Source organism: Stenotrophomonas sp. GD03794 (assembly GCF_029842145.1).
In the GTDB taxonomy this organism is placed as follows: domain Bacteria; phylum Pseudomonadota; class Gammaproteobacteria; order Xanthomonadales; family Xanthomonadaceae; genus Stenotrophomonas; species Stenotrophomonas riyadhensis.
Genome location: NZ_JAOCFV010000011.1, coordinates 50177 through 75963, shown reverse-complemented (window position 1 = coordinate 75963; position 25787 = coordinate 50177). Strand labels below are relative to the sequence as shown.

The 25787-nt window shown below is 67.3% G+C and carries 29 protein-coding genes; 18 read left to right on the top strand and 11 right to left on the bottom strand.

Annotated elements, in window-relative coordinates; genetic code table 11:
* Window positions 1–177: 177 nt before the first annotated feature.
* The 8 genes from N5D91_RS08580 (at window position 178) to N5D91_RS08545 (ending at window position 6248) form a co-directional block, all read left to right on the top strand.
* Window positions 178–921, top strand: coding sequence for a class I SAM-dependent methyltransferase (locus N5D91_RS08580; RefSeq protein WP_110713942.1), 744 nt, complete (start codon window positions 178–180; stop codon window positions 919–921).
* 99 nt (window positions 922–1020) lie between these two features.
* A complete protein-coding gene (ftsE, locus tag N5D91_RS08575) occupies window positions 1021–1707 on the top strand; it encodes a cell division ATP-binding protein FtsE (RefSeq protein WP_049424090.1) in 687 nt (228 codons plus the stop codon).
* A gap of 3 nt (window positions 1708–1710) precedes the next feature.
* Complete coding sequence (ftsX, locus tag N5D91_RS08570; protein WP_180854026.1) at window positions 1711–2658, top strand: permease-like cell division protein FtsX; 948 nt, start codon at window positions 1711–1713, stop codon at window positions 2656–2658.
* A 7-nt stretch (window positions 2659–2665) separates the two neighbouring features.
* A complete protein-coding gene (locus tag N5D91_RS08565; protein WP_005411271.1) occupies window positions 2666–3508 on the top strand; it encodes a response regulator in 843 nt (280 codons plus the stop codon).
* Window positions 3505–4218, top strand: a complete 714-nt coding sequence (ung, locus tag N5D91_RS08560) for a uracil-DNA glycosylase (RefSeq protein ID WP_110713940.1) — start codon at window positions 3505–3507, stop codon at window positions 4216–4218. The genes N5D91_RS08565 and ung overlap by 4 nt, the downstream gene beginning before the upstream one ends.
* A 278-nt stretch (window positions 4219–4496) precedes the next feature.
* Window positions 4497–5372: an RNA polymerase sigma factor RpoH gene (gene rpoH / locus N5D91_RS08555; RefSeq protein ID WP_006473441.1), complete on the top strand. Its 876-nt coding sequence runs from the start codon at window positions 4497–4499 to the stop codon at window positions 5370–5372.
* 176 nt (window positions 5373–5548) lie between these two features.
* Window positions 5549–5932, top strand: coding sequence for a type II toxin-antitoxin system RelE/ParE family toxin (locus N5D91_RS08550; RefSeq protein ID WP_180847466.1), 384 nt, complete (start codon window positions 5549–5551; stop codon window positions 5930–5932).
* On the top strand, window positions 5916–6248 hold the full coding sequence (locus N5D91_RS08545) for a DNA-binding transcriptional regulator (protein WP_014038700.1): 333 nt from the start codon (window positions 5916–5918) through the stop codon (window positions 6246–6248). Before N5D91_RS08550 ends, N5D91_RS08545 begins: the two co-directional genes overlap by 17 nt.
* 123 nt (window positions 6249–6371) lie before the next feature.
* Here N5D91_RS08545 and purD read toward each other — a convergent pair whose 3' ends face one another.
* Genes purD through purH form a run of 3 tightly spaced genes read right to left on the bottom strand, consistent with a single transcriptional unit; the run spans window position 6372 to window position 10183 of the window.
* Window positions 6372–7655 (bottom strand): phosphoribosylamine--glycine ligase, encoded by a 1284-nt coding sequence (gene purD, locus N5D91_RS08540; protein WP_180854025.1) that lies wholly within the window; start codon window positions 7653–7655, stop codon window positions 6372–6374.
* A gap of 58 nt (window positions 7656–7713) precedes the next feature.
* A complete protein-coding gene (locus tag N5D91_RS08535) occupies window positions 7714–8583 on the bottom strand; it encodes a hypothetical protein (RefSeq protein WP_180847465.1) in 870 nt (289 codons plus the stop codon).
* Window positions 8584–8599: 16 nt separating this feature from the next.
* Entirely contained in the window at window positions 8600–10183 is a 1584-nt protein-coding gene (purH, locus tag N5D91_RS08530; RefSeq protein WP_032129548.1) for a bifunctional phosphoribosylaminoimidazolecarboxamide formyltransferase/IMP cyclohydrolase, read from the bottom strand.
* Window positions 10184–10368: 185 nt separating this feature from the next.
* On the opposite strand from purH, the gene N5D91_RS08525 reads away from it, so the two are divergent.
* The 7 genes from N5D91_RS08525 to N5D91_RS08495 are packed head-to-tail and all read left to right on the top strand — an operon-like array spanning window position 10369 to window position 16839.
* Window positions 10369–10992, top strand: coding sequence for a hypothetical protein (locus N5D91_RS08525; protein WP_110713935.1), 624 nt, complete (start codon window positions 10369–10371; stop codon window positions 10990–10992).
* A gap of 43 nt (window positions 10993–11035) precedes the next feature.
* Window positions 11036–11656: a CDP-alcohol phosphatidyltransferase family protein gene (locus N5D91_RS08520; RefSeq protein WP_180854029.1), complete on the top strand. Its 621-nt coding sequence runs from the start codon at window positions 11036–11038 to the stop codon at window positions 11654–11656.
* A gap of 34 nt (window positions 11657–11690) precedes the next feature.
* Window positions 11691–13442: a bifunctional alpha/beta hydrolase/class I SAM-dependent methyltransferase gene (locus N5D91_RS08515; RefSeq protein WP_180854024.1), complete on the top strand. Its 1752-nt coding sequence runs from the start codon at window positions 11691–11693 to the stop codon at window positions 13440–13442.
* A gap of 23 nt (window positions 13443–13465) precedes the next feature.
* A complete protein-coding gene (locus N5D91_RS08510) occupies window positions 13466–14770 on the top strand; it encodes a phosphatase PAP2/dual specificity phosphatase family protein (RefSeq protein WP_180854028.1) in 1305 nt (434 codons plus the stop codon).
* Window positions 14767–15204, top strand: coding sequence for a hypothetical protein (locus tag N5D91_RS08505; RefSeq protein ID WP_110713932.1), 438 nt, complete (start codon window positions 14767–14769; stop codon window positions 15202–15204). The genes N5D91_RS08510 and N5D91_RS08505 overlap by 4 nt, the downstream gene beginning before the upstream one ends.
* A 13-nt stretch (window positions 15205–15217) precedes the next feature.
* A complete protein-coding gene (locus tag N5D91_RS08500; protein WP_014038692.1) occupies window positions 15218–15847 on the top strand; it encodes a lysophospholipid acyltransferase family protein in 630 nt (209 codons plus the stop codon).
* The gene (locus tag N5D91_RS08495; RefSeq protein ID WP_110713931.1) at window positions 15844–16839 is read left to right on the top strand and encodes a phosphatidate cytidylyltransferase; all 996 of its coding nucleotides are present in this window, start codon (window positions 15844–15846) and stop codon (window positions 16837–16839) included. The genes N5D91_RS08500 and N5D91_RS08495 overlap by 4 nt, the downstream gene beginning before the upstream one ends.
* Before the next feature lie 128 nt (window positions 16840–16967).
* Here the strand turns inward: N5D91_RS08495 and fis are convergent, their stop codons facing one another.
* The 3 genes from fis to prmA all read right to left on the bottom strand — a co-directional run bounded on the left by fis (window position 16968) and on the right by prmA (window position 19091).
* Window positions 16968–17243, bottom strand: coding sequence for a DNA-binding transcriptional regulator Fis (gene fis / locus N5D91_RS08490; protein WP_005419706.1), 276 nt, complete (start codon window positions 17241–17243; stop codon window positions 16968–16970).
* A gap of 114 nt (window positions 17244–17357) precedes the next feature.
* The gene (locus tag N5D91_RS08485; protein WP_180854023.1) at window positions 17358–18128 is read right to left on the bottom strand and encodes a DUF3426 domain-containing protein; all 771 of its coding nucleotides are present in this window, start codon (window positions 18126–18128) and stop codon (window positions 17358–17360) included.
* A gap of 42 nt (window positions 18129–18170) precedes the next feature.
* Window positions 18171–19091 carry a 50S ribosomal protein L11 methyltransferase gene (gene prmA / locus N5D91_RS08480; protein ID WP_110713929.1) on the bottom strand — a complete coding sequence of 307 codons (921 nt, stop codon included), beginning with the start codon at window positions 19089–19091 and terminating at the stop codon, window positions 18171–18173.
* Between the two features lie 164 nt (window positions 19092–19255).
* Between prmA and N5D91_RS08475 the strand changes: the two genes are divergently transcribed.
* Both N5D91_RS08475 and N5D91_RS08470 read left to right on the top strand, forming a co-directional pair.
* Window positions 19256–20221: a hypothetical protein gene (locus N5D91_RS08475; protein ID WP_110714389.1), complete on the top strand. Its 966-nt coding sequence runs from the start codon at window positions 19256–19258 to the stop codon at window positions 20219–20221.
* Window positions 20218–20592, top strand: a complete 375-nt coding sequence (locus N5D91_RS08470) for a hypothetical protein (RefSeq protein WP_010481078.1) — start codon at window positions 20218–20220, stop codon at window positions 20590–20592. Before N5D91_RS08475 ends, N5D91_RS08470 begins: the two co-directional genes overlap by 4 nt.
* A gap of 96 nt (window positions 20593–20688) precedes the next feature.
* On the opposite strand, the gene accC is transcribed toward N5D91_RS08470, so the two are convergent.
* From accC to N5D91_RS08450, 4 genes are all read right to left on the bottom strand, one after another.
* On the bottom strand, window positions 20689–22056 hold the full coding sequence (gene accC / locus N5D91_RS08465; protein WP_049446715.1) for an acetyl-CoA carboxylase biotin carboxylase subunit: 1368 nt from the start codon (window positions 22054–22056) through the stop codon (window positions 20689–20691).
* A gap of 10 nt (window positions 22057–22066) precedes the next feature.
* Window positions 22067–22546: an acetyl-CoA carboxylase biotin carboxyl carrier protein gene (accB, locus tag N5D91_RS08460; RefSeq protein WP_049443248.1), complete on the bottom strand. Its 480-nt coding sequence runs from the start codon at window positions 22544–22546 to the stop codon at window positions 22067–22069.
* Window positions 22547–22605: 59 nt separating this feature from the next.
* Window positions 22606–23049: a type II 3-dehydroquinate dehydratase gene (gene aroQ, locus N5D91_RS08455; protein WP_110713928.1), complete on the bottom strand. Its 444-nt coding sequence runs from the start codon at window positions 23047–23049 to the stop codon at window positions 22606–22608.
* 319 nt (window positions 23050–23368) lie between these two features.
* Entirely contained in the window at window positions 23369–24097 is a 729-nt protein-coding gene (locus N5D91_RS08450) for a DOPA 4,5-dioxygenase family protein (RefSeq protein WP_110713927.1), read from the bottom strand.
* A gap of 166 nt (window positions 24098–24263) precedes the next feature.
* Between N5D91_RS08450 and N5D91_RS08445 the strand changes: the two genes are divergently transcribed.
* Window positions 24264–25091, top strand: a complete 828-nt coding sequence (locus N5D91_RS08445; protein ID WP_180854022.1) for an isocitrate lyase/phosphoenolpyruvate mutase family protein — start codon at window positions 24264–24266, stop codon at window positions 25089–25091.
* A 73-nt stretch (window positions 25092–25164) separates the two neighbouring features.
* Here the strand turns inward: N5D91_RS08445 and N5D91_RS08440 are convergent, their stop codons facing one another.
* Window positions 25165–25698 (bottom strand): hypothetical protein, encoded by a 534-nt coding sequence (locus N5D91_RS08440; protein ID WP_110713925.1) that lies wholly within the window; start codon window positions 25696–25698, stop codon window positions 25165–25167.
* Between the last annotated feature and the right edge of the window lie 89 nt (window positions 25699–25787).

Sequence of the window (25787 nt, the reverse complement as noted above, 5' to 3'; positions counted from 1 at the left end):
CACCGAGCCGAGCCCATGCTCGGCTCTACAGCCTCACGAGGCATGGTAGTGCCGGCCGCTGGCCGGGACCGGCATGCCGCGCAGGCGCCGGCCACGCAACCTTGTCGCATCTGACTCTGGCCGCGCCCGCCGGCTTCCATCCAAGCTGATGCCTCCCGCATCCGGAGGCGTCACGCGATGGCATCCGTACCCTGTTACGACGCATTCGATCTGCATTACGCGCAGCATGTGGCGGCCTCTGCATCCCGTCCGCTGGAACGCCGGACACTGCTGGAGCTGGCCGGTCCACTGCAGGGGCGGGATGTCATCGATCTGGCCTGCGGTTCCGGTGATTTCGGCCGCCACCTCCTGCTGCACGGGGCCCGTAGCGCCCTCGGCGTCGATCTGTCCGCCGCGATGATCGAACAGGCGCGCCGGCTTTCCGCGCAGGGCGGTGACGCCATGCAGTTCCTGCACGGCGACGCGACCCGCCTGGACATGCCGGCCCGCTTCGATGTTGCCGTGGCGGTCTGGCTGTTCAACCACGCCGATACGCTGCAGGAACTGGAGCGCATGTACCGGGCAGCAGCCAGCGTCCTCAAACCGGGCGGACGGCTGCTGGGCATCGTCACCCATCCTGCCTTCCGGTTGGCCAAGGGCGACTTTTCGCGTTACGGCGCGCGTATCGTCCGGCAGCAGGCGCTGGATGATCATCACCTGGTCGAGGTCGCGTTCGCCGATGCGGCCGTGGCCCGCGTCACCGACCATCAATGGCGCGCGGACCAGCACGAGCAGGCGGCCGCCCGCGCGGGGCTGCCCGGGCTGCAGTGGCAGGCGCCGGTGCCGACAGCGGCGGAATGCAAGGACCGGCCTCCCGGCTTCTGGGATGAATACCGCGACAACAACGCGTTGGTGGTCCTGCACGCCCGCAGGGAAGGGTAGCGCCCGGGGAGGTCCGGCGGGCGCAGTGGCAGATCGAAGATTCCGCCGGGCAACGCCAGGCGCTACCGATCGGTGGCGCCGCTCCTGCATAATCGGGGCATGAGTGTCCTGCGCTTCGATAATGTCAGCAAACAGTACGCCGGTGGCCACGAGGCACTGACCGATGTCAGCTTCGAGGTCGCGCCGGGCGAGATGCTGTTCGTCACCGGCCATTCCGGTGCGGGCAAGAGCACCCTGCTCAAGTTGATCCACCTGGACGAGCGGCCAAGCCGCGGCGCGGTGGTGTTCGACGAGCGCAACCTGCTGAAGGTGCGTGGCGGCGATGTGCCGCGCCATCGGCGCGCAGTGGGGGCGGTCTACCAGGACCATCGCCTGCTGATGGACCGCTCGATCGCCGAGAACGTGGCGCTGCCGCTGATCCTGCGCGGCACCCGCCGTGGCGACATCAGCAAGCGCGTGCGCTCGGTGCTGGAACGGATGGGCCTGGGCCACCGCGAGAAGGCGCTGCCCTCGCAGCTGTCGGCCGGCGAGCAGCAGCGCGTCGGCATTGCCCGCGCGATCGTCGGCGAGCCCAAGCTGCTGGTGGCCGATGAACCAACCGGCAACCTCGACCCGACCCTGGCGGCGGAGATCATGGCCCTGTTCGCCGAGCTGCCCTCGCGCGGCACCAGCGTGCTGGTGGTCAGCCACGACCTGCCGCTGCTGCGCCGCATGCGCAAGCGCGTGCTGATCCTCGACCACGGCCGGCTGGTGGATGACATCTCGCCGCAGGACCTGGCGGAGTAACCGATGGCGAAGAACGAAAACAGCGAAGCCGCCGCCCCGTCGCGCGTGGGCGTCTGGTTCCAGCACCACGTGCACAGCGTGGTGTTCAGCCTGGGCCGCGCCTGCCGCAAGCCATGGGCGACCCTGCTGACGGTGATGGTCATGGCGCTGGCACTGGCCCTGCCGCTGGGCCTGTCGATCGCGCTGGACAACCTCAAGCAGTTCGCCGGCAGCGTGCAGCAGTCGCGCGACATCAACGTGTTCCTGAAGGGCAACGTCGATGGTCCCGGCGCGCTGCGCCTGGCGGGCCAGCTGCGCGACCGCGACGACGTGGCCGAAGTGAACGTGCGCACGCCCGAGCAGGGCCTGCAGGAACTGCGCGATGCCGGCCTCGGTGAGGCGATCGACGCACTCAACGACAATCCACTGCCCTCGCTGCTGGTGATCACCCCCGGCCAGGGCAAGGACGACGCGCGCCTGGCGCGCGCGCTGGAAAGCCTGCCCGAGGCCGACCTGGTGCAACACGATGCACTGTGGCGCCAGCGCCTGGATGCCTGGCTGGCGTTCGGTGCGCGGCTGGTGCAGGTGCTGTCGGTGCTGCTCGGCGTGGGCGCCGCGCTGGTGGTCGGCAACACCGTGCGTCTGGACATCCAGGCCCGTCGCGAGGAAATCGGCGTGCTGCAGCTGCTGGGGGCCAGCGATGGCTTCATCCGCCGCCCGTTCCTGTACCTGGGCGCGTGGTACGGCCTGGGTGCCGGCGCGGTGGCACTGGCCCTGATCGGCGGGGCCGGTGCCGCGCTGCGCGTGCCGCTGGTCGAACTCTCCCGCAGCTACGGCAGCCCGTTCGTGCTGCATGGCCTGGACCTGCTGCATGGCGGTCTGGTCCTGCTCGGCACGCTGCTGCTGGGCTGGCTGGGGGCATGGCTGGTGACCGGCCACTTCCTCCGCCAGACCCGCCCGACCGACACCTGAGACCGGCATGCAACCGCAAGCGCTGAAGCACCTTGAGGGGCCCGCGACGCGGGTGATGGTGGTCGATGGCTCGAAGCTGGTGCGCAAGCTGATCGCCGACGTCCTGCAGCGTGACCTGCCGGGCGTGGAGGTGATCGGCTGCGACAGCATCGAGGACGCGCAGCAGGCGCTGGCACAGGGGCCGGTGGATCTGGTGACCACCTCGCTGACCCTGCGTGATGGCGACGGCCTGGCGCTGGCGCGGATGGTCCGCGAAGCCGCAGGCCAGGCCTATGTGCCGGTGATCGTGGTCTCCGGCGATGCCCAGCAGCACCTGGAGCAGCGCCGCTTCACCGAGTACGTCACCGACTATTTCGACAAGGCGCTGGGCCACGAGGCACTGGCGACCTTCATCCGCGGCTATGTGCAGCCGCAGACCATTCCCGGCGCCACCATCCTCTATATCGAGGACAGTCGCGTGGTCGCCGAGGCCACCAAGCGCATGCTGGAACGCCAGCAGTTGAACGTGCTGCACGTGGTCAGCGCCGAAGAAGCGTTCACCCTGCTCACCGCCGAGTCGCTGGGCCGCAGCCGCCATCGCATCGACCTGGTGCTGACCGACGTTACCCTGAAGGGCGAACTGAGCGGCCGCGACGTGGTGCAGCGGGTGCGCGTGGACTTCGGTTACGGCAAGCGCCGCCTGCCGGTGCTGGTGATGACTGGCGACGGCAATCCGCACAACCAGACCGGGCTGCTGCAGTCCGGTGCCAACGACCTGGTGCTGAAGCCGATCGAAGAACGGCTGCTGGTCACCAAGGTGCTGTTCCAGCTGCGGCTGGCCCGATTGAACGATGGACCCCTGATTCGATGATGGATGAAGCAGCCGACACCCCGACGATCCAGCTGGAACCGAGCTGGAAGCAGCATGTCGGCGATTACCTGTTGCAGCCGCAGATGCGCGAGCTGTCCAGCTTCCTGCGCCAGCGCAAGGCCAGTGGCGCGGCGGTGTTCCCGCCTGGGCCGCAGATCTTCGCTGCGTTCGATGCCACGCCGTTCGAGCAGGTGAAGGTGGTGATCCTCGGCCAGGACCCGTACCACGGCCGCGGCCAGGCGCATGGCCTGAGCTTCTCGGTGGCGCCGGGCGTGCCGGTGCCGCCGTCGCTGCTGAATATCTACAAGGAGATCGAGAGCGATCTCGGTATCCCGCGTCCGGACCACGGCTGCCTGATCCCGTGGGCGCAGCGGGGCGTGCTGCTGCTCAATGCGGTGCTGACGGTGGAGGAGGGCAAGGCCGGTGCGCACCAGGGCCGGGGCTGGGAAGGCTTCACCGACCACGTGGTGGATGTGCTCAACCGCGAACGCGAAGGCCTGGTGTTCATGCTCTGGGGCGCGTATGCGCAGCAGAAGGGCAAGGTCATTGATACCCGCCGCCATCGCGTGCTGAAGTCGCCGCATCCGTCGCCGCTGTCGGCCCATCGTGGCTTCCTCGGCTGCCGGCATTTCTCGATGGCCAACGAGTACCTGCAGCGCCGCAGCCAGGCCCCGATCGACTGGTCGCTGCCGCCACGCTCGGCGCTCTGACCGCCGGCGGGTGATCGGGGCTGAACGCCGAGCAACGTTTCCGGGCCTGAATGGGTCCTGCGGAAGGCCCGTTCAGCTCCGCTTGACCGGAATCGGCCGGTTTCCAGTAGGTAATTGCTTGAATTCCAAGGGATTGTGAATCCCGAAAAGCGTGCTCGCCACTGTCATCAAATCGCGCTACGGTAGGGCTCTGTTTGGGACCAGTGTTGCATCAATGGGATGCTGGAACTTTTTCCTCCTTTAGCAGTCCAAATGCCGGACTGCTAAGATGGGTGCCTATGAGCCAGAACACCTCTACTGCCCTTGTGGCAAACAATCTCCCGATTCCCAGTGCGCTCGGTTCGCTGGACGCCTACATCGGTGCCGTGCACCAGATTCCGGTGCTGTCGGTCGATGACGAACAGGACCTGGCCCGTCGCTTCCGCGACGGCAACGATCTGGACGCCGCCCGCGAGCTGGTGCATTCGCACCTGCGCTTCGTGGTGCACGTGGCCCGCGGTTACAACGGCTACGGCCTTGCCCTGGGTGACCTGATCCAGGAAGGCAACATCGGCCTGATGAAGGCGGTCAAGCGCTTCGACCCGGACATGGGCGTGCGCCTGGTCTCCTTCGCCGTGCACTGGATCCGTGCCGAGATGCACGAGTTCATCCTGAAGAACTGGCGCATCGTGAAGGTCGCCACCACCAAGGCGCAGCGCAAGCTGTTCTTCAACCTGCGCAAGTCGAAGACGCGCCTGGGCTGGATGAACGCGGCTGAAGTGAGCGCGGTGGCCAAGGACCTGAACGTGTCCGAGCGCGAGGTCATGGAAATGGAGTCGCGCCTGTCAGGTCGCGATATCGGTTTCGATGCGCCGACCGATGAGGACAACGAGCACGCGCCGCCGTCGCCGGCCGCGTTCCTGGTCGCCAACGACGAAGACCCGTCGATGGCCTACGAACGTGCTGACAGCGAAGACAACCAGATGCAGCTGCTGCGCGAAGGCCTGGCCGAGCTGGACGCCCGCTCGCGCGACATCATCCGCCGTCGCTGGCTGGATGCGGACAGCAAGGTGACGCTGCAGGAACTGGCTGACGAATACGGCGTGTCGGCCGAGCGCATCCGCCAGGTTGAAGCGAATGCGCTGAAGAAGATGAAGGCGCTGTTCACCGCGTAAGCGGGGTGGCGCTGGATTGAAGAAAGGCCCGGCAATGCCGGGCTTTTTCTTTTTGGTGGCGTTCTCATCCACGCATGGCGTGGCTCTAGTCTGACGCCAAAGCGGTGATTGCGCCGACCGGATCATGTGCTGGATGCTGATGTTCACGCCGTACCACGCAGTGGCACGGTATGATCATGCCACGCGTCTTCCGCACACGAAGTTTCAATCGCAGCATGCGCAGGACCACCCTGTCCGACGCTGCGCTGTACCGGTCGGTACGTGAAATGGAAGGGGGTCTGGTGGATGCTGATCTTGGCGGCGGAATCTTCAAGAAGCGCGTTGCCTTGCCGGGGCGAGGAAAGCGTGGGAGCGTCCGAACCATCGTCGCCACACAGCGAGGCGGGCATTGGTTCTTCCTTTTCGGCTACGAGAAGAATGAACGTGCTGCAATCACGAATGCGGAACGCGATGCGCTGCAGCTGTACGCATCGGAGTTCTTGAAAATGAGTACGGCGCAGCTGAATCGTGCCGTGCAGTACGGGGATCTACAGGAGATCAGCCATGACGAAGACCCCTGAGCGACGGCGCGCGAAAAGTGCGCTTCTTGAGGCGGTGCATGATGCGGCTGTGAGTCTGCACGCACATGGTTTCATCGATAAGCGTCGGTTGAGCAGCTACGAAGCGCTTTGCCTTGAGCCGGTCCCTGAATACAGCAGTGCCCAGATCCGTGCCCTGCGTGCGTCATTACAGCTCAGTCAGCCGGTCTTTGCTGGAGTTCTCAATACCAGCGTTTCCACCGTACGCAGCTGGGAACAGGGCGAGAAGAAGCCCAGCGGACCATCACTGAAGTTGCTGAACCTGATTGATCGGAAGGGACTCGAAGCAGTCCTGTAAAGCAAAGGCCCGGTTCTGCCGGGCCTTTGCTTTTCCGAGGTGTTCAATCCACGCACGGCGTGGATCTACTGCTGATTCCAGTAGAGCCACGCCATGCGTGGCTGCTCTGCTATCGCGTGGGCCTCAGCCTTCGCGTGCGATCGCGCGCCAGCCGATGTCGTTGCGGTGGAATTCGTTGGCCCAGCTGACCTTGGCCACGCCGGCATAGGCATTGGCCTGCGCGTCGCGCACGCTGTCGCCCAGCGCCGCCACGCACAGCACGCGGCCGCCGGCACTGACCACCTGGCCCTGTGCGTCCAGCGTGGTGCCGGCATGGAACACCTTGGCACTGGCCGGCACGTCGTCCAGGCCGGAAATCACGTCGCCGGTGATCGGCGATTCCGGGTACGGCCTGGCGGCCAGCACCACGCCCAGCGACGGGCGTGCATCCCAGTGCGCTTCCACCTGGTCCAGGCGGCCGTCGATGGCGGCTTCCACCAGCTCCACCAGGTCCGACTGCAGCCGCAGCATCACCGGCTGGGTTTCCGGATCGCCGAAGCGCACGTTGAATTCGATCACCTTCGGCGCGCCGCTGGCATCGATCATCAGGCCGGCGTAGAGGAAGCCAGTGAACGGGATGCCGTCGGCGATCATGCCCCGCACGGTCGGGTTCACCACCTCGCGCATCACGCGGGCATGCACCTCCGGCGTCACCACCGGGGCCGGCGAATAGGCGCCCATGCCGCCGGTGTTCGGGCCGGTATCGCCGTCGCCGACGCGCTTGTGGTCCTGCGAGGTGGCCATCGGCAGCGCATGCACGCCGTCCACCATCGAAATGAAGCTGGCTTCCTCGCCGTCGAGGAATTCCTCGATCACCACACGTGCACCGGCATCGCCGAACGCGTTGCCGGAGAGCATGTCACGCACCGCGTCTTCGGCTTCGGCCAGGGTCATTGCGACGATCACGCCCTTGCCGGCGGCCAGGCCATCGGCCTTGACCACGATCGGTGCGCCCTTCTCGCGGATGTAGGCCAGGGCGGCGTCCACGTCGGTGTGCACGGCGTAGAACGCGGTGGGGATGTTGTGGCGGGCCAGGAAGTCCTTGGCGTAGGCCTTGCTGCCTTCCAGCTGCGCGGCAGCGGCGGTCGGCCCGAAGATGCGCAGGCCGGCGGCGCGGAAGCGGTCGACCACGCCGGCCACCAGCGGTACTTCCGGGCCGACCACGGTCAGCGCCACGCCTTCGGCCTGGGCCAGCGCCAGCAGGCCGTCGATATCGGCAACCTTGACCGCCACGTTGCGGCACTTGTCTTCGCTGGCGGTGCCGGCGTTGCCGGGCGCCACGATCACTTCGGTGACACGGGAGGACTGGGCCAGCTTCCATGCCAGGGCGTGTTCGCGGCCGCCAGAGCCGATGACAAGTACGTTCATCACGAGATTCCAGATTGCGTGGGAAGGGAAGATCGATATCCCCGGCGGCGCGCGTGGTTCACTCGCAGCCTTCGCGTCGCAGCGATTCGGGGAAGGAATAGGCCCAGGTCTTCGGGTCCAGGGTGAAGCGGTGCTGCTGCCGGACCTGCTTGCCGCCACAGGTGGTTCCGGTTTCTTCGATCAGCAGCGGCCAGACCCGCGCGCTGCGGTCGCTGTCGTCGAAACGCAGTGCGAAATCGATGCTGAAACGGCGGGTGCGGCAGTCGTTGGCCGTGTCGGGGTCGGTGCTGGCGTCGCACTCGTACTGGGCGTCATTGTCGATATGGCTGCGCACGCTGCCACTGGCCACCAGGCCGTTCGGGCCCGGCAGGATCAGCGACTGCGAGAGCAGCGAGAAACCCTGCCCGAACCAGCCGTCCTCGACGCGGAAACCATAGAAGTCACTGCCGGCGCGGATGATGCTGGCGGTGCCGGGCTGGCCGCCGCTACCAAAGCGCTCGCCGGTCAGTTCGCTGGTCACCTCGAAGCCATCGCCCTTGGGGCGCAGCACGAAGAACTCGATCGTTCCCGGGTCGATGTGCGCGCCATCGACCAGCGCACCGCACACGGCCAACAACTGCTGCCAGCTGTCTCCGCTCACCACCGGTTGTTCCGCGCAGACCTGCCAGTCCACCGCATGGGTGTCGCCATCGTCGGTCCAGCTGCCGCGCCATTCAGCGGAGAGCTTGGCGTTGCTGCCGTAGCGCTGGACCAGGAAAGCCTGCAGTCGTGCGGTGCGGCTGACATGCTGCGCCGGTGAGGCGGGGGTCACTGCAGGCGCATCCACCTTCGGCGCCACGCTGGGCTCGCCGGCAGGCTTGCAGCCCGCCAGCATGGCCGCACCCGCGAGGGCGAGGGCGGCCAGCGATTTCATTGAAACTGTGGACATCCGTGTCGCTCCAGGATCAATGGCGGAAGTGGCGCACGCCGGTGAACACCATGGCCAGGCCATGTTCGTCGGCGGCGGCGATCACTTCGGCATCGCGCATCGAACCGCCCGGCTGGATGACCGCCTTGATGCCGGCGGCGGCAGCGGCATCGATGCCGTCGCGGAACGGGAAGAACGCATCGGAGGCCATCACCGAACCTTCGACCACCAGGTTCGCGTCGGCGGCCTTGATGCCGGCGATGCGGGCCGAGTAAACGCGGCTCATCTGGCCGGCACCGACACCGATGGTGCGGTTGTCCTTGGCATAGACGATCGCGTTGGACTTCACGAACTTGGCCACCTTCCAGGCGAACAGCAGGTCGGTGAACTGCTTGTCGGTCGGCGCCAGCTTGCTGACCACCTTCAGTTCGTCGCGGGTCATGCCGCGGTTGTCCGAGGACTGCAGCAGCAGGCCCGAGCCGACGCGCTTGCTGTCGAAGTTGTTCAGGCCATCGCCGTGCGGGATGCGCAGCACGCGCACGTTGGCCTTTTTCTGTGCGTATTCCAGCGCGGCCGGCTCGTAGTCCGGGGCAATCAGCACTTCCACGAACTGGCGGTCCAGGATCACCTTGGCAGTGGCGGCGTCCAGCGGCTTGTTGAAGGCGATGATGCCGCCGAAGGCGCTGGTCGGGTCGGTGGCGTAGGCCAGCTCGTAGGCGTCGCCGTTGCCGGCACCGACGGCCACGCCGCACGGGTTGGCGTGCTTGACGATGACGCAGGCCGGTGCATCGAACTGGCGCACGCATTCCCACGCCGCGTCGGCATCGGCCAGGTTGTTGTAGCTCAGTTCCTTGCCCTGCAGCTGCTGGAAGGTCGCCAGCGTGCCCGGCACCGGGTACAGGTCGCGGTAGAACGCGCCGCTCTGGTGCGGGTTCTCGCCGTAGCGCAGGTCCATCACCTTCACGAAGGTGGAGTTCATCTGCGCCGGGTACTCGGCACGTGCCGGTACGGCGGCGTCGGTGGCGGTGACCGCCGACAGGTAGTTGCTGATCGCGGCATCGTACTGGGCGACGCGGTTGAACGCGGCCACCGAGAACGCGAAGCGGGTGGCGGCCGACAGCTGGCCGTCGTTGGCGTCCAGCGAGGCCAGCAGCTCGGCGTACTGCGACGGGTCGGTGGCCACCGCCACGCGGGCGAAGTTCTTGGCTGCCGAACGCAGCATCGCCGGGCCGCCGATGTCGATGTTCTCGACCGCGTCGGCGAGGGTGCAGTCGGCCTTGGCGGTGACCGATTCGAACGGGTACAGGTTCAGCACCAGCAGGTCGATGGCGCCGATGCCGTGCTCGGCCATCACCGCATCATCCAGGCCGGAACGGCCCAGCAGGCCGCCGTGCACCATCGGGTGCAGGGTCTTGACCCGGCCGTCCATCATCTCCGGGAAACCGGTGACGTCGGCGACGTCCTTCACGGCCAGGCCCATGTCGCGAATGGCTTTTGCGGTGCCGCCGGTGGACAGCAGTTCCACGCCACGTGCGGCCAGCGCAGTGGCCAGCTCGACCAGGCCGGTCTTGTCGGAAACGGAGAGGAGGGCCCGGCGGACGGGCAACAGATCGGCAGTCATGGGACAGAATCGGCAGCGGAGCGGGGCCGATATTGTAGGCGGTGGGGGCCGGTGGCGGGTGCCGCAGGAGCAGATTCGCCGCGTTCAAGGCCGGCTTGACCGTGATGGGCACGATTGGCGGGCTTGTCAGCCATCGCCGGGCACGGCACGGTGCCGCCTGTCCCCCGTGTGCAGGATACCGCCCCATGACCGTCGCCAAGCGCCTGCAGGCCGCCCTCGATGCCGAAGGGGCGCTGCTGTTCCTGGCCCGCTATGTGCGCCACGCGCGTTGTGGCCAGGCCGCGGCCTGGTGCGCCTCGGCCGATGTACCGACGCTGCAGGCTGAAGCCGCCGAGCGCTGGGGTGAGCAGGCCGAGATCCTGTCCTGGGACGTGCAGCGCCGTGAACGCCGGCGCTGGCGGCGGCTGGAGTTCAAGGTCTACCTGGACGACGACAAGTGCTGGTATGGCGATGCCATCGCGCCCTACCGGCGCGCACCGAGCGTGGCCGAACTGCTGCAGGTGATGCATGCGCAGTACTGGCTGGACCCGTTCGAGCTGTATCTGTACGCCGATGGCCTGGATGAGGGCGCCATCGTGCTGCCCGCCGGCGGCATCATCCACTTCCAGCGCTCGCCCGGCGGTGTGTACCGGCTGCTGGCGCTGCAGGCGGGGTTCGCCGATGCTGGGGCGCGGGAGCGGGCCGTGCAGGCGGTGCGCAATGCCATGCAGCGCAGCCATGACGCGGTCTGGTTGCGCCGCCATATCGATCCGCAGCTGCCATGGCAGGACTGGCTGGGCCCGGCGGAACTTGCCGGTACCCGTATTTGATGGGGTAGGCTGTGGCCGCACTGCCAAGGACCAGCGGATACAGATCGTGTCGATCTATGCACTGAAAGGACGTTTCCAGGACCTGTTGCGTCCGGCCGTACGCGGCCTGCACCGTATGGGGATCACCGCCAACGCGGTGACCGTGGCCGCCGCCGTGGTTTCGCTGCTGGTGGCCGTTGCCGTGTGGTGCTGCGCGCCGGCCCAGCCCCTGCTGTACCTGCTGCTGCCGCTGTGGATGCTGCTGCGCATGGCGCTCAACGCGGTGGATGGCATGCTGGCCCGCGAGTTCGGCCAGCAGTCGCGGCTGGGCGCCTATCTGAACGAGCTGTGCGATGTGATTGCCGATGCGGCGCTGTACCTGAGCCTGCTCAGCGTGCCTGGGGTACGCCCGGAAACGCTGTGGCTGCTGGCCTGGACCGCGGCACTGAGCGAGTACGCCGGGGTGCTGGGGCTGATGGTCGGTGCCAGCCGCCGCTACGACGGCCCGATGGGCAAGAGCGACCGCGCGTTCGTGATCGGTGCGCTGGGCCTGCTGCTGGCGTGTGAGTGGGTTGGCGCGATGACGGTCACTGGCGTGGCCGCGGCCATGGCGGTGCTGTGCATGCTGACCATGATCAATCGCGTCCGTCGCGGACTGCGGGAAGCGGCGGTTTCGCCGGACTAATCAAGCAGATACAAGAAGACAATCAGGAGATTGCATGCGTCAGGCGCAGGAACGGGAATTCCACAGCTTCGACCAGGTACCGCTGTTCTACCGGTACTGGGCGGGCACCACTGCAACGCCGGCCACCAAGGCCATCGTGCTGCTGCACCGCGGCCACGAGCACTCCGGGCGGGTCACCCACCTGGTCGATGAGCTGGACCTGCCCGACACCGCCTTCTTCGCCTGGGATGCGCGCGGCAATGGCCGTTCGCCGGGTACGCGTGGCGATGCACCGGGCTTCCCGGCGCTGGTGCGTGACCTCGACAGCTTCATCGCCCACATCGGTGCCGAGCACGGTATCGCGGTGCAGGACATCGTGGTGATCGCACAGAGCGTGGGGGCGGTGGTCGCCGCCACCTGGGTGCACGACTATGCACCACGCCTGCGCGCGCTGGTGATGGCTTCGCCGGCGTTCAAGGTGAAGCTGTACGTGCCGTTCGCACGCCCGGGCCTGGCGCTGATGCAGAAGCTGCGCGGCAATTTCTTCGTCAACAGCTACGTCAAGCCGCAGTGGCTGACCCATGACCCGGCGCGGGTGGAAAGCTATCGTGCCGACCCGCTGATCACCCGGCCGATCTCGGTGCGCGTGCTGCTGGGCCTGTACGAGGCGGCCGACCGCATCGTGGCCGATGCGCAGGCGATCAGTGTACCGGTGCAGCTGCTGGTGTCCGGCTCGGATTTCGTCGTGCACCGTGGCCCGCAGGACCGCTTCTACGAGCGCCTGTCCAGCCCGATCAAGGAGCGTGTGCATCTGCCGGGCTTCTTCCACGACACGCTGGGCGAGCGCGATCGTGCACCAGCACTGGCGCGCATCCGCAGCTTCATCCAGGCGCGTTTTGCCGAGCCGCTGCGCGAGCTGTCACGGCGCGACGCGCACCGCCATGGGCCGACCTTCGAGGAATCGGAGATCCTGGCCTGGCCACCGGAGCGCAACAGCCTGGCCGACCTGCGCTGGCGCGTGGTACGTGGCGGCCTGCGTTTCGGCGGAACGTTGTCCGAAGGCATCGCGCTGGGCCTGCAGACCGGTTTCGATTCCGGCAGCACGCTGGACTACATCTATCGCGACGAAGCGCGTGGCAAGGGCCCGCTGGGTCGCATGGTCGACCGCAACTATCTGGATGCGATCGGCTGGCGTGGCATCCGCGTGCGTGGCCAGCACCTGCAGGAACTGCTGCGCGACGCTGCCCAGCGCCTGCGTGGGCAGGGCACGCCGGTGCACGTGCTGGACGTAGCTGCTGGCCATGGTCGCTACGTGCTGGAAGCGCTGGGGCAGGGCGAACAGCGCGCCGATCGCATCGTGCTGCGTGATTTCAGCGATCTGAACGTGGCTCAGGGCCAAGCGTTGATTGAGCGCCTGGGGGCGGCCGCTATTGCCCGCTTCGAACAGGGCGACGCGTTCGATCCGGCACAGCTGGCCAAGGTGGAACCCGCACCGACGCTGGCCGTGGTATCGGGCCTGTACGAACTGTTCCCCGACAACGATGCAGTGCTGCGCTCGCTGCAGGGTATTGCCGCGACGGTGCCGGTGGGCGGCTACCTGGCCTATACCGGCCAGCCCTGGCACCCGCAGCTGGAGTTCATCGCACGCGCACTGACCAGCCATCGTGGTGGCGCAGCGTGGGTGATGCGCCGCCGTACCCAGCAGGAAATGGACGAGCTGGTGCGCCTGGCCGGGTTCGAGAAGGTGGCGCAGCGTATCGACGACTTCGGCATTTTCACCGTGTCGCTGGCACGCCGGACCGCGTGATGGCGACGCTCGCCGCCACCCCGCTGGCCGCGGAGGGGCGCCCCTGGCGGCGCGCCCTGCTGTGGCTGGCCCTGCTGGGCCCGTTCTTCTTCGCCAGCTATGGCTTCGCCAACTGGATGGCGGGCCGCCATGCCGAACTGCCGGTGATGGCCTTCGGATGGGAAACGCAGATTCCGTTCGTGCCGTGGACGATCGTGCCGTACTGGTCGATCGATCTGTTCTACGCGATCTCGTTCTTCCTGTGCCGGCGTCGGCTGGAACTGGACCGGCACGCGCTGCGCCTGTTCAGTGCACAGCTGATCGCAGTGACCTGCTTCCTGCTGTGGCCGTTGCGCTTCAGCTTCGAGCGGCCGGAGATCGGCGGCGTGTTCGGTTGGTTGTTCGATGTGTTGCTGGGCTTCGACAAGCCGTTCAACCAGGCGCCATCGCTGCACATCGTGCTGCTCATCGTGCTGTGGGTGAAGTTCGCGCAGTACCTGCACGGGGTGTGGCGCTGGGTGCTGCATGTGTGGGCGCTGCTGATCGGCGTTTCGGTGCTGACCACGTTCCAGCATCATTTCATCGACATCCCGACCGGTCTTCTGGCTGGCTGGTTGTGCGTCTGGCTGTGGCCCGAGCAGGGCACACCACCGTTGCGTGCGTGGCGCACGACGCGGGATGCCAAGCGCTGGCGCCTGGCGGGGCTGTACCTGCTCGGGGCGGCGCTGCTGCTGGTGCCAGTGATCCTGCTGCGGGGTGTGGCGTTGTGGCTGCTGTGGCCGGTGGTATCGCTGCTGCTGGTGGCGCTGGCCTATGCCGGGCTGGGTACGGCGGTGTTCCAGAAGCGCGCCGACGGACGCCTGACCATGGCGTCACGCTGGCTGCTGGCGCCGTACCTGGGTGCGGCCTGGATCAATTCACGGTTGTGGACGCGCCGCGCACCGCAGCCGGTGCCGGTGATGGACGGTGTGTGGCTGGGGCGTATTCCCTGCGCTGCATTGCCGGCACCCTTGGTGGGCGTGGTCGATGCCTGTGCCGAGCTGTCCTGTGGTGCACCGGCCGCGGCGTACGCCAGCGTGCCGATGCTGGACCTGGTGGCGCCTGCGCCGGAGCAATTGCTCGAGGCTGCAGAGGTCATCGAGCGGCTGCGCGCGCACGGACCGCTGCTGGTGTGCTGCGCGCTGGGCTATTCGCGCAGCGCCGCCAGCGTAGCGACCTGGCTGCTGCGCAGTGGTCGCGCCGCCGACGCCGATGGTGCGGTGGCGATCGTGCGTGCTGCGCGTCCCGGCGTCGTGCTGGGCGTCGCGCATCTGCATGCCATCACTGCTGCAGCAGGCGCGCGCGCATGAGTACGGTTCCCGACCTGGCGACCATGCAGCTGCTGCTGCGGCAGGGCCGTTGGCCGGCCGGCCTGTCGCTGGGCCTGCTGCTGGTGGCGCTGCTGCTGCTCGGCACCGAGCCGGGCCTGGCGATGATTGCCGCCGGCCTGCTGCTGGCCAGCGCTGGGGCAGGGCTGGTGCAGGCGTATCACGCGTGGCGGGTTGGACTGGACGCGAGCCTGCTGCAGCTGCTGCGTGATGAAGGCCTGGAAGGGGAGGCTGCCGCGCGCCGCACCGACCAGCTGCTGCACGACAGCGGTCTGCGCCGCGCACCGCCCGATGCGCCGCTGCGCGGTTGGGACCTGCGCTGGGCCGGCATGCGCCGCCTGCTGCTGCGGCAGTACCTGCTGACAGGTGTGCAGGTAGTGCTGCTGGTGCTGGCCGTGGTGTGGCCGCAGACGTGAACGGGAGTAACCGATGTTCGCCGAACTGATTGCCCGCGCCTGCAGTGGCGCGATCCACGTAGTGACCGGTGCGCGCGCGCTGTGGATCGGCTGCGCGCCGTCCAGCGAGCGTCGCGTGTACTACGGCAACCATGCCAGCCATGGTGACTTCGTGCTGATCTGGTCGTCGATGCCACCGGCACTGCGGCGCCAGGTGCGCCCGGTGGCTGCAGCCGAGTACTGGCAGCGCGACGGCCTGCGCCGCTACCTGATCGATGCGGTGTTCAATGGTGTGCTGGTCGAGCGCGAGGCCGGCCATCGCCAGCAGGATCCACTGCAGGTACTGCGCGATGCGGTGGACGAAGACTGCTCGCTGATCCTGTTCCCGGAAGGCACCCGCAATGTAGGCGATGAACCGCTGCTGCCGTTCAAGAGTGGTATCTACCATCTGGCGCGGCAACGGCCGGAGCTGGAGTTCGTGCCGGTGTGGATCGACAACCTGAAGCGGGTGATGCCGAAGGGCCGGTTCCTGCCGCTGCCGCTGCTGTGCACGGCCACCTTCGGCACACCGCTGCGGCTGCAGGCCGATGAAGACAAGGCCGCGTTCCTGGCCCGCAGCCGGCAGGCGCTGCTGGACCTGGCGCCGAATGGAGGGCGCGCATGAGTTATCTGATGGAGGTGTCCGGTGACCTGGCCGCGCGCAGCGTGGGCCAGCAGACCGGCCTGCTGTTCGCTGGCGTGGGTGCGGTGCTGGTACTGGCCACGCTGGTGGCCGAGACCCTGCGCTGGCGTCAGCGCGGGCAGCCCAGCGCGGTCATCGCCAACCTGGTCTCGCGCATCCGCGCGTGGTGGGTGATGGCGATCGTGGTCGGGCTGGCGCTGTTCTTCGGCCGTGCCGGGGTGATCGTGCTGTTCGCGATCATCTCGCTGTTCGCGCTGCGCGAGTTCATCACCCTGGCGCCGACCCGTTCAGGCGACTACTACGCGCTGCTGGCCGCGTTCTACATCGTGCTGCCTTGGCAGTACTACCTGGTGTGGATCGACTGGTACGGCATGTACACGCTGCTGATCCCGGTCTATGCGTTCCTGTTCCTGCCGATCCTGTCGACCATCGGCGGTGACACCACCCACTACCTGGAGCGGACCGCGAAGGTGCAGTGGGGATTGATGATCTGCGTGTTCTGCATCTCGCACGTGCCGCTGCTGTTGAACCTGCATGTGCCCGGGCATGATCCGTCGCGCAACGTGCTGCTGTTCGCTTTCCTGGTGATCGTGGTGCAGTCCTCGGACGTGCTGCAGTACATCTGGGGCAAGTTGCTGGGCAGGCATCTGATCGCGCCCAAGCTGTCGCCGTCGAAGACGGTGGAGGGCTTCGTGGGCGGTGTGTTGAGCGCCAGTGCGCTGGGTGCGGCGCTGTGGTGGATCACCCCGTTCACGCCGTTGCAGGCGTTCGGCCTGTCGCTGCTGATCAACCTGATGGGGTTCTGGGGCGGCCTGGTGATGTCGGCAATCAAGCGCGATCGCGGCATCAAGGACTGGGGCCACATGATCGAGGGCCATGGCGGCATGCTCGACCGGCTGGACTCGGTGTGCTTTGCTGCGCCGGTGTTCTTCCACGTGGTGCGGTACTACTGGAAGGCGGGCGGCGGCGGCTGATTTCGTGGGGGCTTCATCCACGCATGGCGTGGAACTACGGGTTGTGCCGGCCGCTGGCCGGCAACGGCAACATCCTGCCATCGTTCATGGGGTTGCCGGCCGGCGGCCGGCACTACCCACGCGCGCGCTCAGGCGCTGATGCCGTATTCCTTCAGCTTCTTGCGCAGGGTGGCGCGGTGGATGCCCAGCATCGCGGCGGCACGGCTCTGGTTGCCTTCGCAATGGTTGAGCACTTCCACGAACAACGGGATTTCCATCTCGCGCAGCACGATCTCGTAGACATCGTCCGCGTCGCAGCCATCAAGGTCACGCAGGTAACGGCGCACGGACTGGGCGACATGTTCACGCAGCGGTGGCCGGGGAGCGCCACGACTGTTGTCAGGACGAGAAAGGACAGCGTTCAAGGGGGTTCCCGATTCGGTTGGCCCGTGCGCGCGAAGCGCGCGGCCGGATGAGGTGGTGGCGGTCAGTCTAGCGCGAGCGTGCCCGGCCTGCCATGACCGGGCGGCCACTTGCGGTCATAGGAAGTCGAAGGTGAATGCGACGGTGGATGCGGCGGGCTCCTGTACGCGGAAGGCGACGCGGGCGCTCTGTCCCGGTTCCAGCAGGGCTGCCGCGGGGTTCTCCCCCAGGTACTGCGCGGGCGTGAACACGCCACTGCCGATCACCCGGCCATCGGCATCGGACAATGACAACCGCAGGTCTGGCCATGCCTGTGCCCAGCGCGCATCGTTGCGGATGCTGGCCTGCACCTGCAGCACGCCGGCCTGGCCCGGCAGGGGGCGGATCTCGCGGCTGGTCATGGTGAACGCAGTGGGCTCGTGCCAAGCGGGCAGGCTGCAGCGCAGGACGCCGCACAGCGTGCCCAGCCATGCGCGGTTGCCGGCGTCGGCGGCCAGCCGCGTGCGGTCGGCCAGCACGCTCTGCAGGACCAGCAGCAGCGCCAGCGCGGCGACCAGCACCCAGTGCCAGCGCGGCGTTGGCAGGGCACGTGGGCGCGGGTTGCCGAGGAAACTGGGTGCATCGGTGGCAACCGTCGTTGCCGGTAGTACGACCGGTGCCGGTTCGATGGCCGCGGAGTCATCAACGATGACCATGTCATCGTCGTGTCGCATCTCCGCCGTCGGCGCATGTGCCAGATCAACGGGCTCGGTCGGCGCCTGCATTGCAGGCGCTGTGTGCTCAACGTCGTGCTGCGTGCGCGCATCGGTCGCAGGCGCAGCCTCACCCTCCGGCGTCGTGCGCAGGAAGGTGGCCAGGGGACGGCGCGGTGGGTTCGGCTCGGACATGCTCAGGGTGCGGGCTCGGATCCAGCGGTCATTCAACCACGATCAGGCGCGGCGCACGCCGGTGATGCGCATCCAGTCGCCATCCTGGGTGGCCTGCAGGTCGTCGAACCACGCGGCGTAGCGCTGCAGCAGCTCGCCTTCCTGGCCATGCAGGATGCCCGACAGAGCGATGCGGCCACCGGCAGCGACGCGCGCGGCCAGCAGTTCGGCCAGCGCATCCAGCGCCGAGGCCAGGATGTTGGCGACCACGATCGGGTAGGTCGCGACGGGTTCGTCCTGCGGCAGGTACACATGCATGCGCGCCTGCTCGCCGTTGCGCTCGGCGTTGTCGGCGGTGGCGACCAGAGCCTGCGGATCGTTGTCCACGCCGATGGCTTCAGCGGCACCCAGCTTCAGCGCGGCCAGCGCGAGGATGCCCGAACCGCAACCGAAGTCGAGCACGCGCTGGCCCTGCAGCACGCCGTCGACGGCCAACTGGTCGAGCCAGCGCAGGCACAGGGCCGTGGTCGGGTGGGTGCCCGAACCGAAGGCCAGGCCCGGGTCCAGCCGCACCACGGCAGCATCGGCGGCCTGTGCAGCTTCCGGCAGTTCATGGTTCCACGGCACGATCCAGGTGCGGCTGCCGAAATCCATCGGCTGGAACTGGTCCAGCCACGCGCGCTCCCAGTCTTCGTCCTCTACGGCGCGGAAGCTGCCGTTGCTCCAGTCCAGTTCCGGATCGAAGGCTTCCAGCGCGGCAAGCAGCAACAGGGCGTTGCTGTCGGCGGGGAACAGCGCGCTCAGCACCAGGGTGTCCCACAGCGGGGTCTCGCCCACACCCGGCTCGAGGATGGCCTGTTCGTTGCTGGTATCGGCTTCGGCATCGAGCAGGGTGACGGCCAGTGCGCCGACGTCCTCCAGCGCATTTTCATAGCGGGGCTGGGTGGCTTCGGTGCAACGCAGGGTCAGTTCCAGGAACGGCATGGCGGTGGGGGCAATCACGGGAAAGGGGGCCATGCTAGACCATCGGGGCGTCTCCGTATTGCCTGAGATGCTGCCCGGGGATGAACGGGGCCAGTTCAGACAGGTCTGCCGGGCCTTGCTAAACTCCGTGCTTTCCTGTGCGCCGTGAACGCTCACTGTTGCCGATGGCCTTGGCTCCGACCCTGAAAACCTGGTTGCTCGTGCTGCCGGCGGTGGCCGTGCTGGGCGTGGCCGGGTATCGGGCCAGCGGGCATGCCGGGGCGGTCACTGTGCCTTCGCCGGAACTGTCGACGGCACTGGCTGCCGGTGACAGCAACCCGCCGTTGCCGGTGATACCGGAAGCGCTGGCGCGTCGCCTGGCGGCGTTCGAGCGCGGCAATGCGCTGCCTTCGGGCCTGCCGCTGGACCTGCGCGCCGACATCGAGGATGCCACCGATCTCTACGCCTATGCGCAGCGCCTGCGCGTGCAGGCCGACGACGGCAACCACGAGGCGCGCTGGATGCTGAGCCGGGTCTATGACTACTGCGCGCAGTACGCCATCGATCCCGGTGGCTACCGCTTGGACAACAACGTGCTGGCCGGGTTGGGCCTGACCGCCGCACCGGCGATGGTGCAGGCGCGTGAGCGCGTGGCACAGCGCTGCGGTGGTTTCGTGCCGGGCGACAAGCTGGGGTCGGCCCTGGTGCTGGCTGAACGTCGCACGGCGGCCGCGCAGGGCAACCTGGCCGCGGAAGCATCCTTGTTCGCCGAAGGCGAGCCGCTGCAGGACAGCCCCGAGTACCGCCGTGACCTGGTCGAGCGGGTGCGCACTTCGCGTGATCCGGAAGCCTTCATGGCGATCGCGCCGGGCATGGGCGCGCGCGCGGCGGGGGACCGCGCACTCGATGGGCTGGTGGCCGGGGAGCAGCTCAGTGAACTGGCATGGCGGCTTGCGGCCTGCGAACTCGGTCTACCGTGTGGGGCCGACAGTGTGCTGGTCAACAGTTTTTGTGCGAATGGAGGGATCTGTTCGCAGGATGGGACGCAGGATTTCCGGGATTTTGTGTATGACGCTGCGGTTTCGCGGCAAGGTGCGGGGAAGATGAAGCAGTGGATCAAGCGATTGGTTGGAAAGAGGGACGGGCAATGAATTACCGTCGATTCCTGCATGGGGCCAAGTTCTGGTTCTGGGTGGCGCTGTTCGTGGCTTACTCGGCCGGTGCGGTCGGGCTGTTGATGATCGATACCTACGAAGATCGTTACCGGCATCTGTCGAAAGTGGAACTGACCACGGTGAAGGCGCAGGAAGACGTGCGCCGCGCGGGTGCCAGCCAGGTCGCCGCGGTCTATCGCGCGCAGAGTGGCATGCCGTTCGCCTCGTTGCCGGCCGGCAGCACTTTCCAGGTGGTGTGGCCCGATGGCTCGACCGAGACCATGGTGATCGTCGATCCGACCTCGCCCAATGGCGTGCGTCCGCTGGCGAACTCGCAGATTCCGGCCGAAGCTGCCGACAAGCGCTGAAGCGCCTGCCATAGAGCCGAGCCCACGCTCGGCGCTACAGCAACAGAAAAGGGCGGGGAATTCCCCGCCCTTTTCATGTCCAGCACCTGCTGCCGATCAGGTCAACGCGATCGGCTTGTTCTTGCGCTCGGCAAGGCGCTTTTCCAGGTAGTGGATGTTCTGGCCACCGGCCTGGAAGCCCTTGTCGCGCATGATCCGCTGCTGCAGTGCGACGTTGGTCTTGATGCCATCAACCACCATTTCGCTCAGCGCCACCTGCATGCGGGCGATGGCGGTTTCGCGGTCCGGGCCGTGCACGATCAGCTTGCCGATCATCGAGTCGTAGTTCGACGGCACGCGGTAGCCACTGTAGATGTGGGTATCCACGCGCACGCCAGGGCCACCCGGCGGATGGAAGCCGGTGATGGTGCCCGGGCTCGGCACGAAGGTTTCAGCGTCCTCGGCGTTGATGCGGCACTCGATCGCATGACCGTTCAGCACCACGTCGCTCTGCTTGATCGACAGCTTCTGGCCGGCGGCGATCTTCAGCTGCTCGGCCACCAGGTCGATGCCGGTGACCATTTCGGTGACCGGGTGCTCCACCTGGATGCGGGTGTTCATTTCGATGAAGTAGAAGCGGCCGTCCTCGTAGAGGAACTCGAACGTGCCGGCGCCGCGGTAGCCGATGCGGATGCAGGCTTCCACGCACACCTTGCCGATCTGCTCGCGCTGTTCGGCGGTGATGCCCGGTGCCGGTGCTTCTTCCACCACCTTCTGGTGGCGGCGCTGCATCGAGCAGTCGCGCTCACCCAGATGGATGGCGTTGCCCTGGCCGTCGGCCAGCACCTGGATCTCCACGTGGCGCGGATTTTCCAGGAACTTCTCCATGTAGACCTCGCCATTGCCGAACGCGGCCTTGGCCTCGCTCTTGGTGGTTTCGATCGAGGTCTTCAGCGAGGCTTCGGCGTGCACCACGCGCATGCCACGGCCACCGCCGCCACCGGCCGCCTTGATGATGACCGGGTAGCCGATCTCACGGGCGATCTTGGTGTTGGCGACGATGTCTTCGCCCAGCGGGCCGCCCGAACCGGGTACGCACGGCACGCCGGCGGACTTCATCGCGCGGATGGCTTCGACCTTGTCGCCCATCATGCGGATGGTGTCGGCCTTGGGGCCGATGAAGATGAAGCCGGATTCCTCCACGCGCTCGGCGAAGTCGGCGTTCTCCGACAGGAAGCCGTAGCCCGGGTGGATGGCCTGGGCGTCAGTGACTTCAGCGGCGGCGATCAGTGCCGGAATGTTGAGGTAGCTCTGCGGCGACGGTGCCGGGCCGATGCAGACCGACTCGTCGGCCATGGCCACGTGCTTGAGGTTGCGGTCGACCGTGGAGTGCACGGCCACCGTGCGGATGCCGAGGGTGTGGCACGCGCGCAGGATGCGCAGCGCGATCTCCCCTCGGTTGGCAATGACGACTTTGTCGAGCATGGCGTGCCCCTCAGCCGATCACGAACAGCGGCTGGTCGAACTCCACCGGCTGGCCGTTCTCACCGAGGATGGCGACGATGGTGCCGGACTTGTCGGCTTCGATCGGGTTGAACATCTTCATCGCTTCGATGATGGCCAGGGTCTCGCCTTCCTTGACCTGCTGGCCAACGGTGACGAAGGCGGGCTTGTCCGGGGCGGACGACGCGTAGAAGGTGCCGACCATCGGCGAGCGCAGCACGTGGCCTTCCGGCAGCGCCGGGCCCGGCTTGGCGGTGCCGCCGGTGGAGGCTTCGGTCGGCGACTGCATCGGCATCGCCTGCGGTGCCGGAGCGGCCGGAGCGGCGTACACCGGGGCCGCAATCGGGGCGGCATAGCCGGCCACCGGGGCACGCGACAGGCGCACCGACTCTTCGCCTTCCTTGATTTCGATTTCAGCCAGGTTCGACTCTTCCAGCAGGTCGATCAGCTTCTTGATTTTGCGCAGATCCATGAGGGCCTCTTTGGTTTCTATCTAGGTGAGGAGAGCGCCGTGGGCGCCCGGGTCGACAATCAGGTGGCGGATACCCGCAGCAGCGCCGCGTCCATCGCGTAGCGGTAGCTGTCGGCACCGAAGCCGCACACCACTCCCACCGCCTTGTCACTGAAGTAGCTGTGCTGGCGGAACGGTTCGCGGGTATGCGGGTTGGACAGGTGGATCTCGATGAACGGCACCGCCACCGCTGCCAGCGCATCGCGCAGGGCAACCGAGGTGTGGGTGAAGGCGGCGGGGTTGATCAGGATGAAAGCGGTTCCGTCGTTGCGTGCGGCCTGCACGCGGTCCACCAGCACGTGCTCGGCATTGGACTGCAGGCTCTCCACCGCGTGCCCGGCGGCCGATGCCTGGCTGGCCAGGGCCTGGTCGATGTCGGCCAGCGTGGTGTGGCCGTAGACCTCCGGCTCGCGGGTGCCGAGCAGGTTGAGGTTGGGGCCGTGCAGGACCAGCAGCTTCGCCATGGGATCCGGAAGACGGGAAAGGGCGGCAGTCTGGCGGAACCGGTGGATGCTGTCCAGTTCGGCGAAGTTTGCAGCGTTTCAATCGAACGTTTGAAATCTACCGGAGCGCTTGTGGCCGTATGGCGGGCGCTGGATCAAGGCGCGCTGAACGCCTTGCAGGCCGGGGATGCATGCACGTAGGCCGACGATGGCGGCAGGCCGGGCGATGGCGGCTGCCGCCATGGGCCGTGATGCCGTGGATCCAGGCCATGCGTGGATGGCGGAGTTCGGTGCGCAGCGAGCGACGCACCCACCACGAAGCCTTCTGGTATCGGGCCGCTCAGGTCTCCAGCGGCACCGTCGGTACCACGTTCGGGAACACCTCCTCCAGCGGCTCCCGTTCCCCGGGCTTCGGCGCCGGCCAGTTGTAGGCATTGACCGGCTGCGCCCGGTTCACCCACAACGCGTAATACAGATGGTCGGCGCGGCCATCACCGGTATTGGGGTGGATCAGGATGGTCAGGCCCAGGCTGTTGAGCTGCAGCCAGGGCACCAGCACCGGCAGCAGGTCGTTGGTGAAGCCGAAATAGAACGAGGGCGTGACGTGCGGTCCACGGGGCTCCAGGTTCCAGTTGCCCAGCTCCACCGGGAAACGCTCGGCGGCCCAGCGCCGCAGCAGGGCCGCCTTCTCGAAGCTGTCCTCGTCGAAATAGATATGCGCGTGGTAGCTCTTGATGTCGGTGTACGCGCGCGGGGCGCTGGGTAGCGTGGCTTCGCCGGGACGCACACTGGCCGGGCGCGGGGTCGGTTCGCTGGCCGTGGCCTGGCCCCAGGGGCTGCTGCCCTTCACCGGCGGCGGGACGATGGCGCGGAAGCCCGGGCGCCCGGGTTCGGTGGTGTTCACCGTACTGTCGCCGCGCGGGGCTGCGGTGGCGGTCGACGCGCTGGCCAGCCCACCGGCGGCCAGTCCGGCCGAGGCGATCAGGCGCCGGCGCGTGGGTGAGAGCAGGTCGGCCCAGTGGGCGTCATCGTCGCCGGCGTCGACGAGGGTCTGCGGGTCCGGGTGCATGGAGGGCTCCGTGGCGGCATCGTGTGGGCAGGCAAGCACGCTCGGGCACCTGCATCCACAGCGTCCAATAAGCAGGCGGCATCACCTCATGCAGGTTCGACCTGGTCGTCATTGAGCGCGGCTGCGGGGCGGGCTAGGGTGCAGGTCTTTCGCCCCGGAGCTCGCCATGACCTCGCCCGATGCCGATACCCAACGCAAGCGCGCGGCCTTCCGCCAGCTGCATGCAGCTGGGTGCTTCGTACTGCCCAATCCGTGGGACGTGGGCAGTGCCCGCTACCTGCAGCGGCAGGGCTTCCAGACACTGGCCACGACCAGTGCCGGCTGCGCCTGGAGTGAAGGGCGGCCGGACGGAGCGGTTTCGCTGCAGGCCACGCTGGACCATCTGCGCCTGATGGCGGCAGCGACGCCGCTGCCGTTGAACGCCGATTTCGGCGATGGCTTCGGTGATACGCCGCAGGCGGTGCAGGAGGCGGTGGCGGCGGCGATCGACACCGGCATCGCGGCATTGTCGATCGAGGATGCCAGCGGCGTCGCCGATGCACCGCTGCGTTCGATCGATCAGGCGGTCGAGCGCCTGCGCGCTGCCCGTGCAGCCATCGACCGCGCGGGTGGCGACGTGCTGCTGGTCGGCCGTGCCGAGAACTTCTTCGTCGGCGTGCCGGATCTGCAGGACACCCTGCAGCGCCTGCGCGCCTATGCCGAGGCAGGTGCCGATGTGCTGTATGCGCCGGGCATCAACACACGCGAGCAGATCAGCGCGGTGGTCGCCGCTGCGGGATCGAAGCCGGTGAACCTATTGGTCGGTGGACCGACACCGCTGAGCCTGCAGGACATCGCCGCACTCGGCGTGCGCCGGGTCAGCCTGGGCGGTGCGCTGGCGCGTGCGGCGTGGGGTGGGCTGATGCAGGCGACCCAGCCGATCGTGCAGGACGGACGCTTCGATGGCCTGCAGCAGGCGGCCTCGGGTGCGGCGCTGAACGCGCTGTTCCATTGACGGAAACCTCGGTGCGGACTCTGACCAGCAGGGACAGTAGATCCACGCCATGCGTGGATGGATGCGCCTACGCCTACAGCGCTTCCGTCTCACTCTCCGGCAGGACCACGCCCGGTTCCAGGTCGGGCAGCAGCTGCTGCAACAGCCCGGGGTTGTCTGGCAGCGCGGCGCCATCCAGATAGCGCCATTGCGTGGTACCGACGCGCCGCACAGCGACCATGAATGACGTGCTGCGCATCGGCGCTTCGCGCACGCGCAGCAGTGACTGGCGCGGTACGAAGCAGACTTCCTCGTCACCGGCCGCATAGGTGCGGCCCGGCACGCCCGCTTCGTCGCTGATGATGGTGACGCCGGCCTTGCGCAGTTCCTTTACCGTGTCGCGGGTCATCCGTGCATAGGCCTCATCACCGCCGGCCAGCTGCTTCAGGCTGGGATGGGTGCGCGCGATGATCAGCTCGGTATCGCCACGAGCGAAGGCGTCCATCATCGCCTGCACCTCCTTGCGCAATGTGGCTGAGTCTTCCGGGCTGAGTTCACCGGCCAACGCTGGCGCAACGGCCATTGCCATCGGCAGGGCCAGCAGAAGGGCAAGCAGGTATCGGTGCATCGTCGGGTATCTCAGCGGGAACCGGCGCACTATACGGTGGATGCGGAAACAGCGTCCCACGCATGGCGCTGGTGCCCCGGGCGTCACTA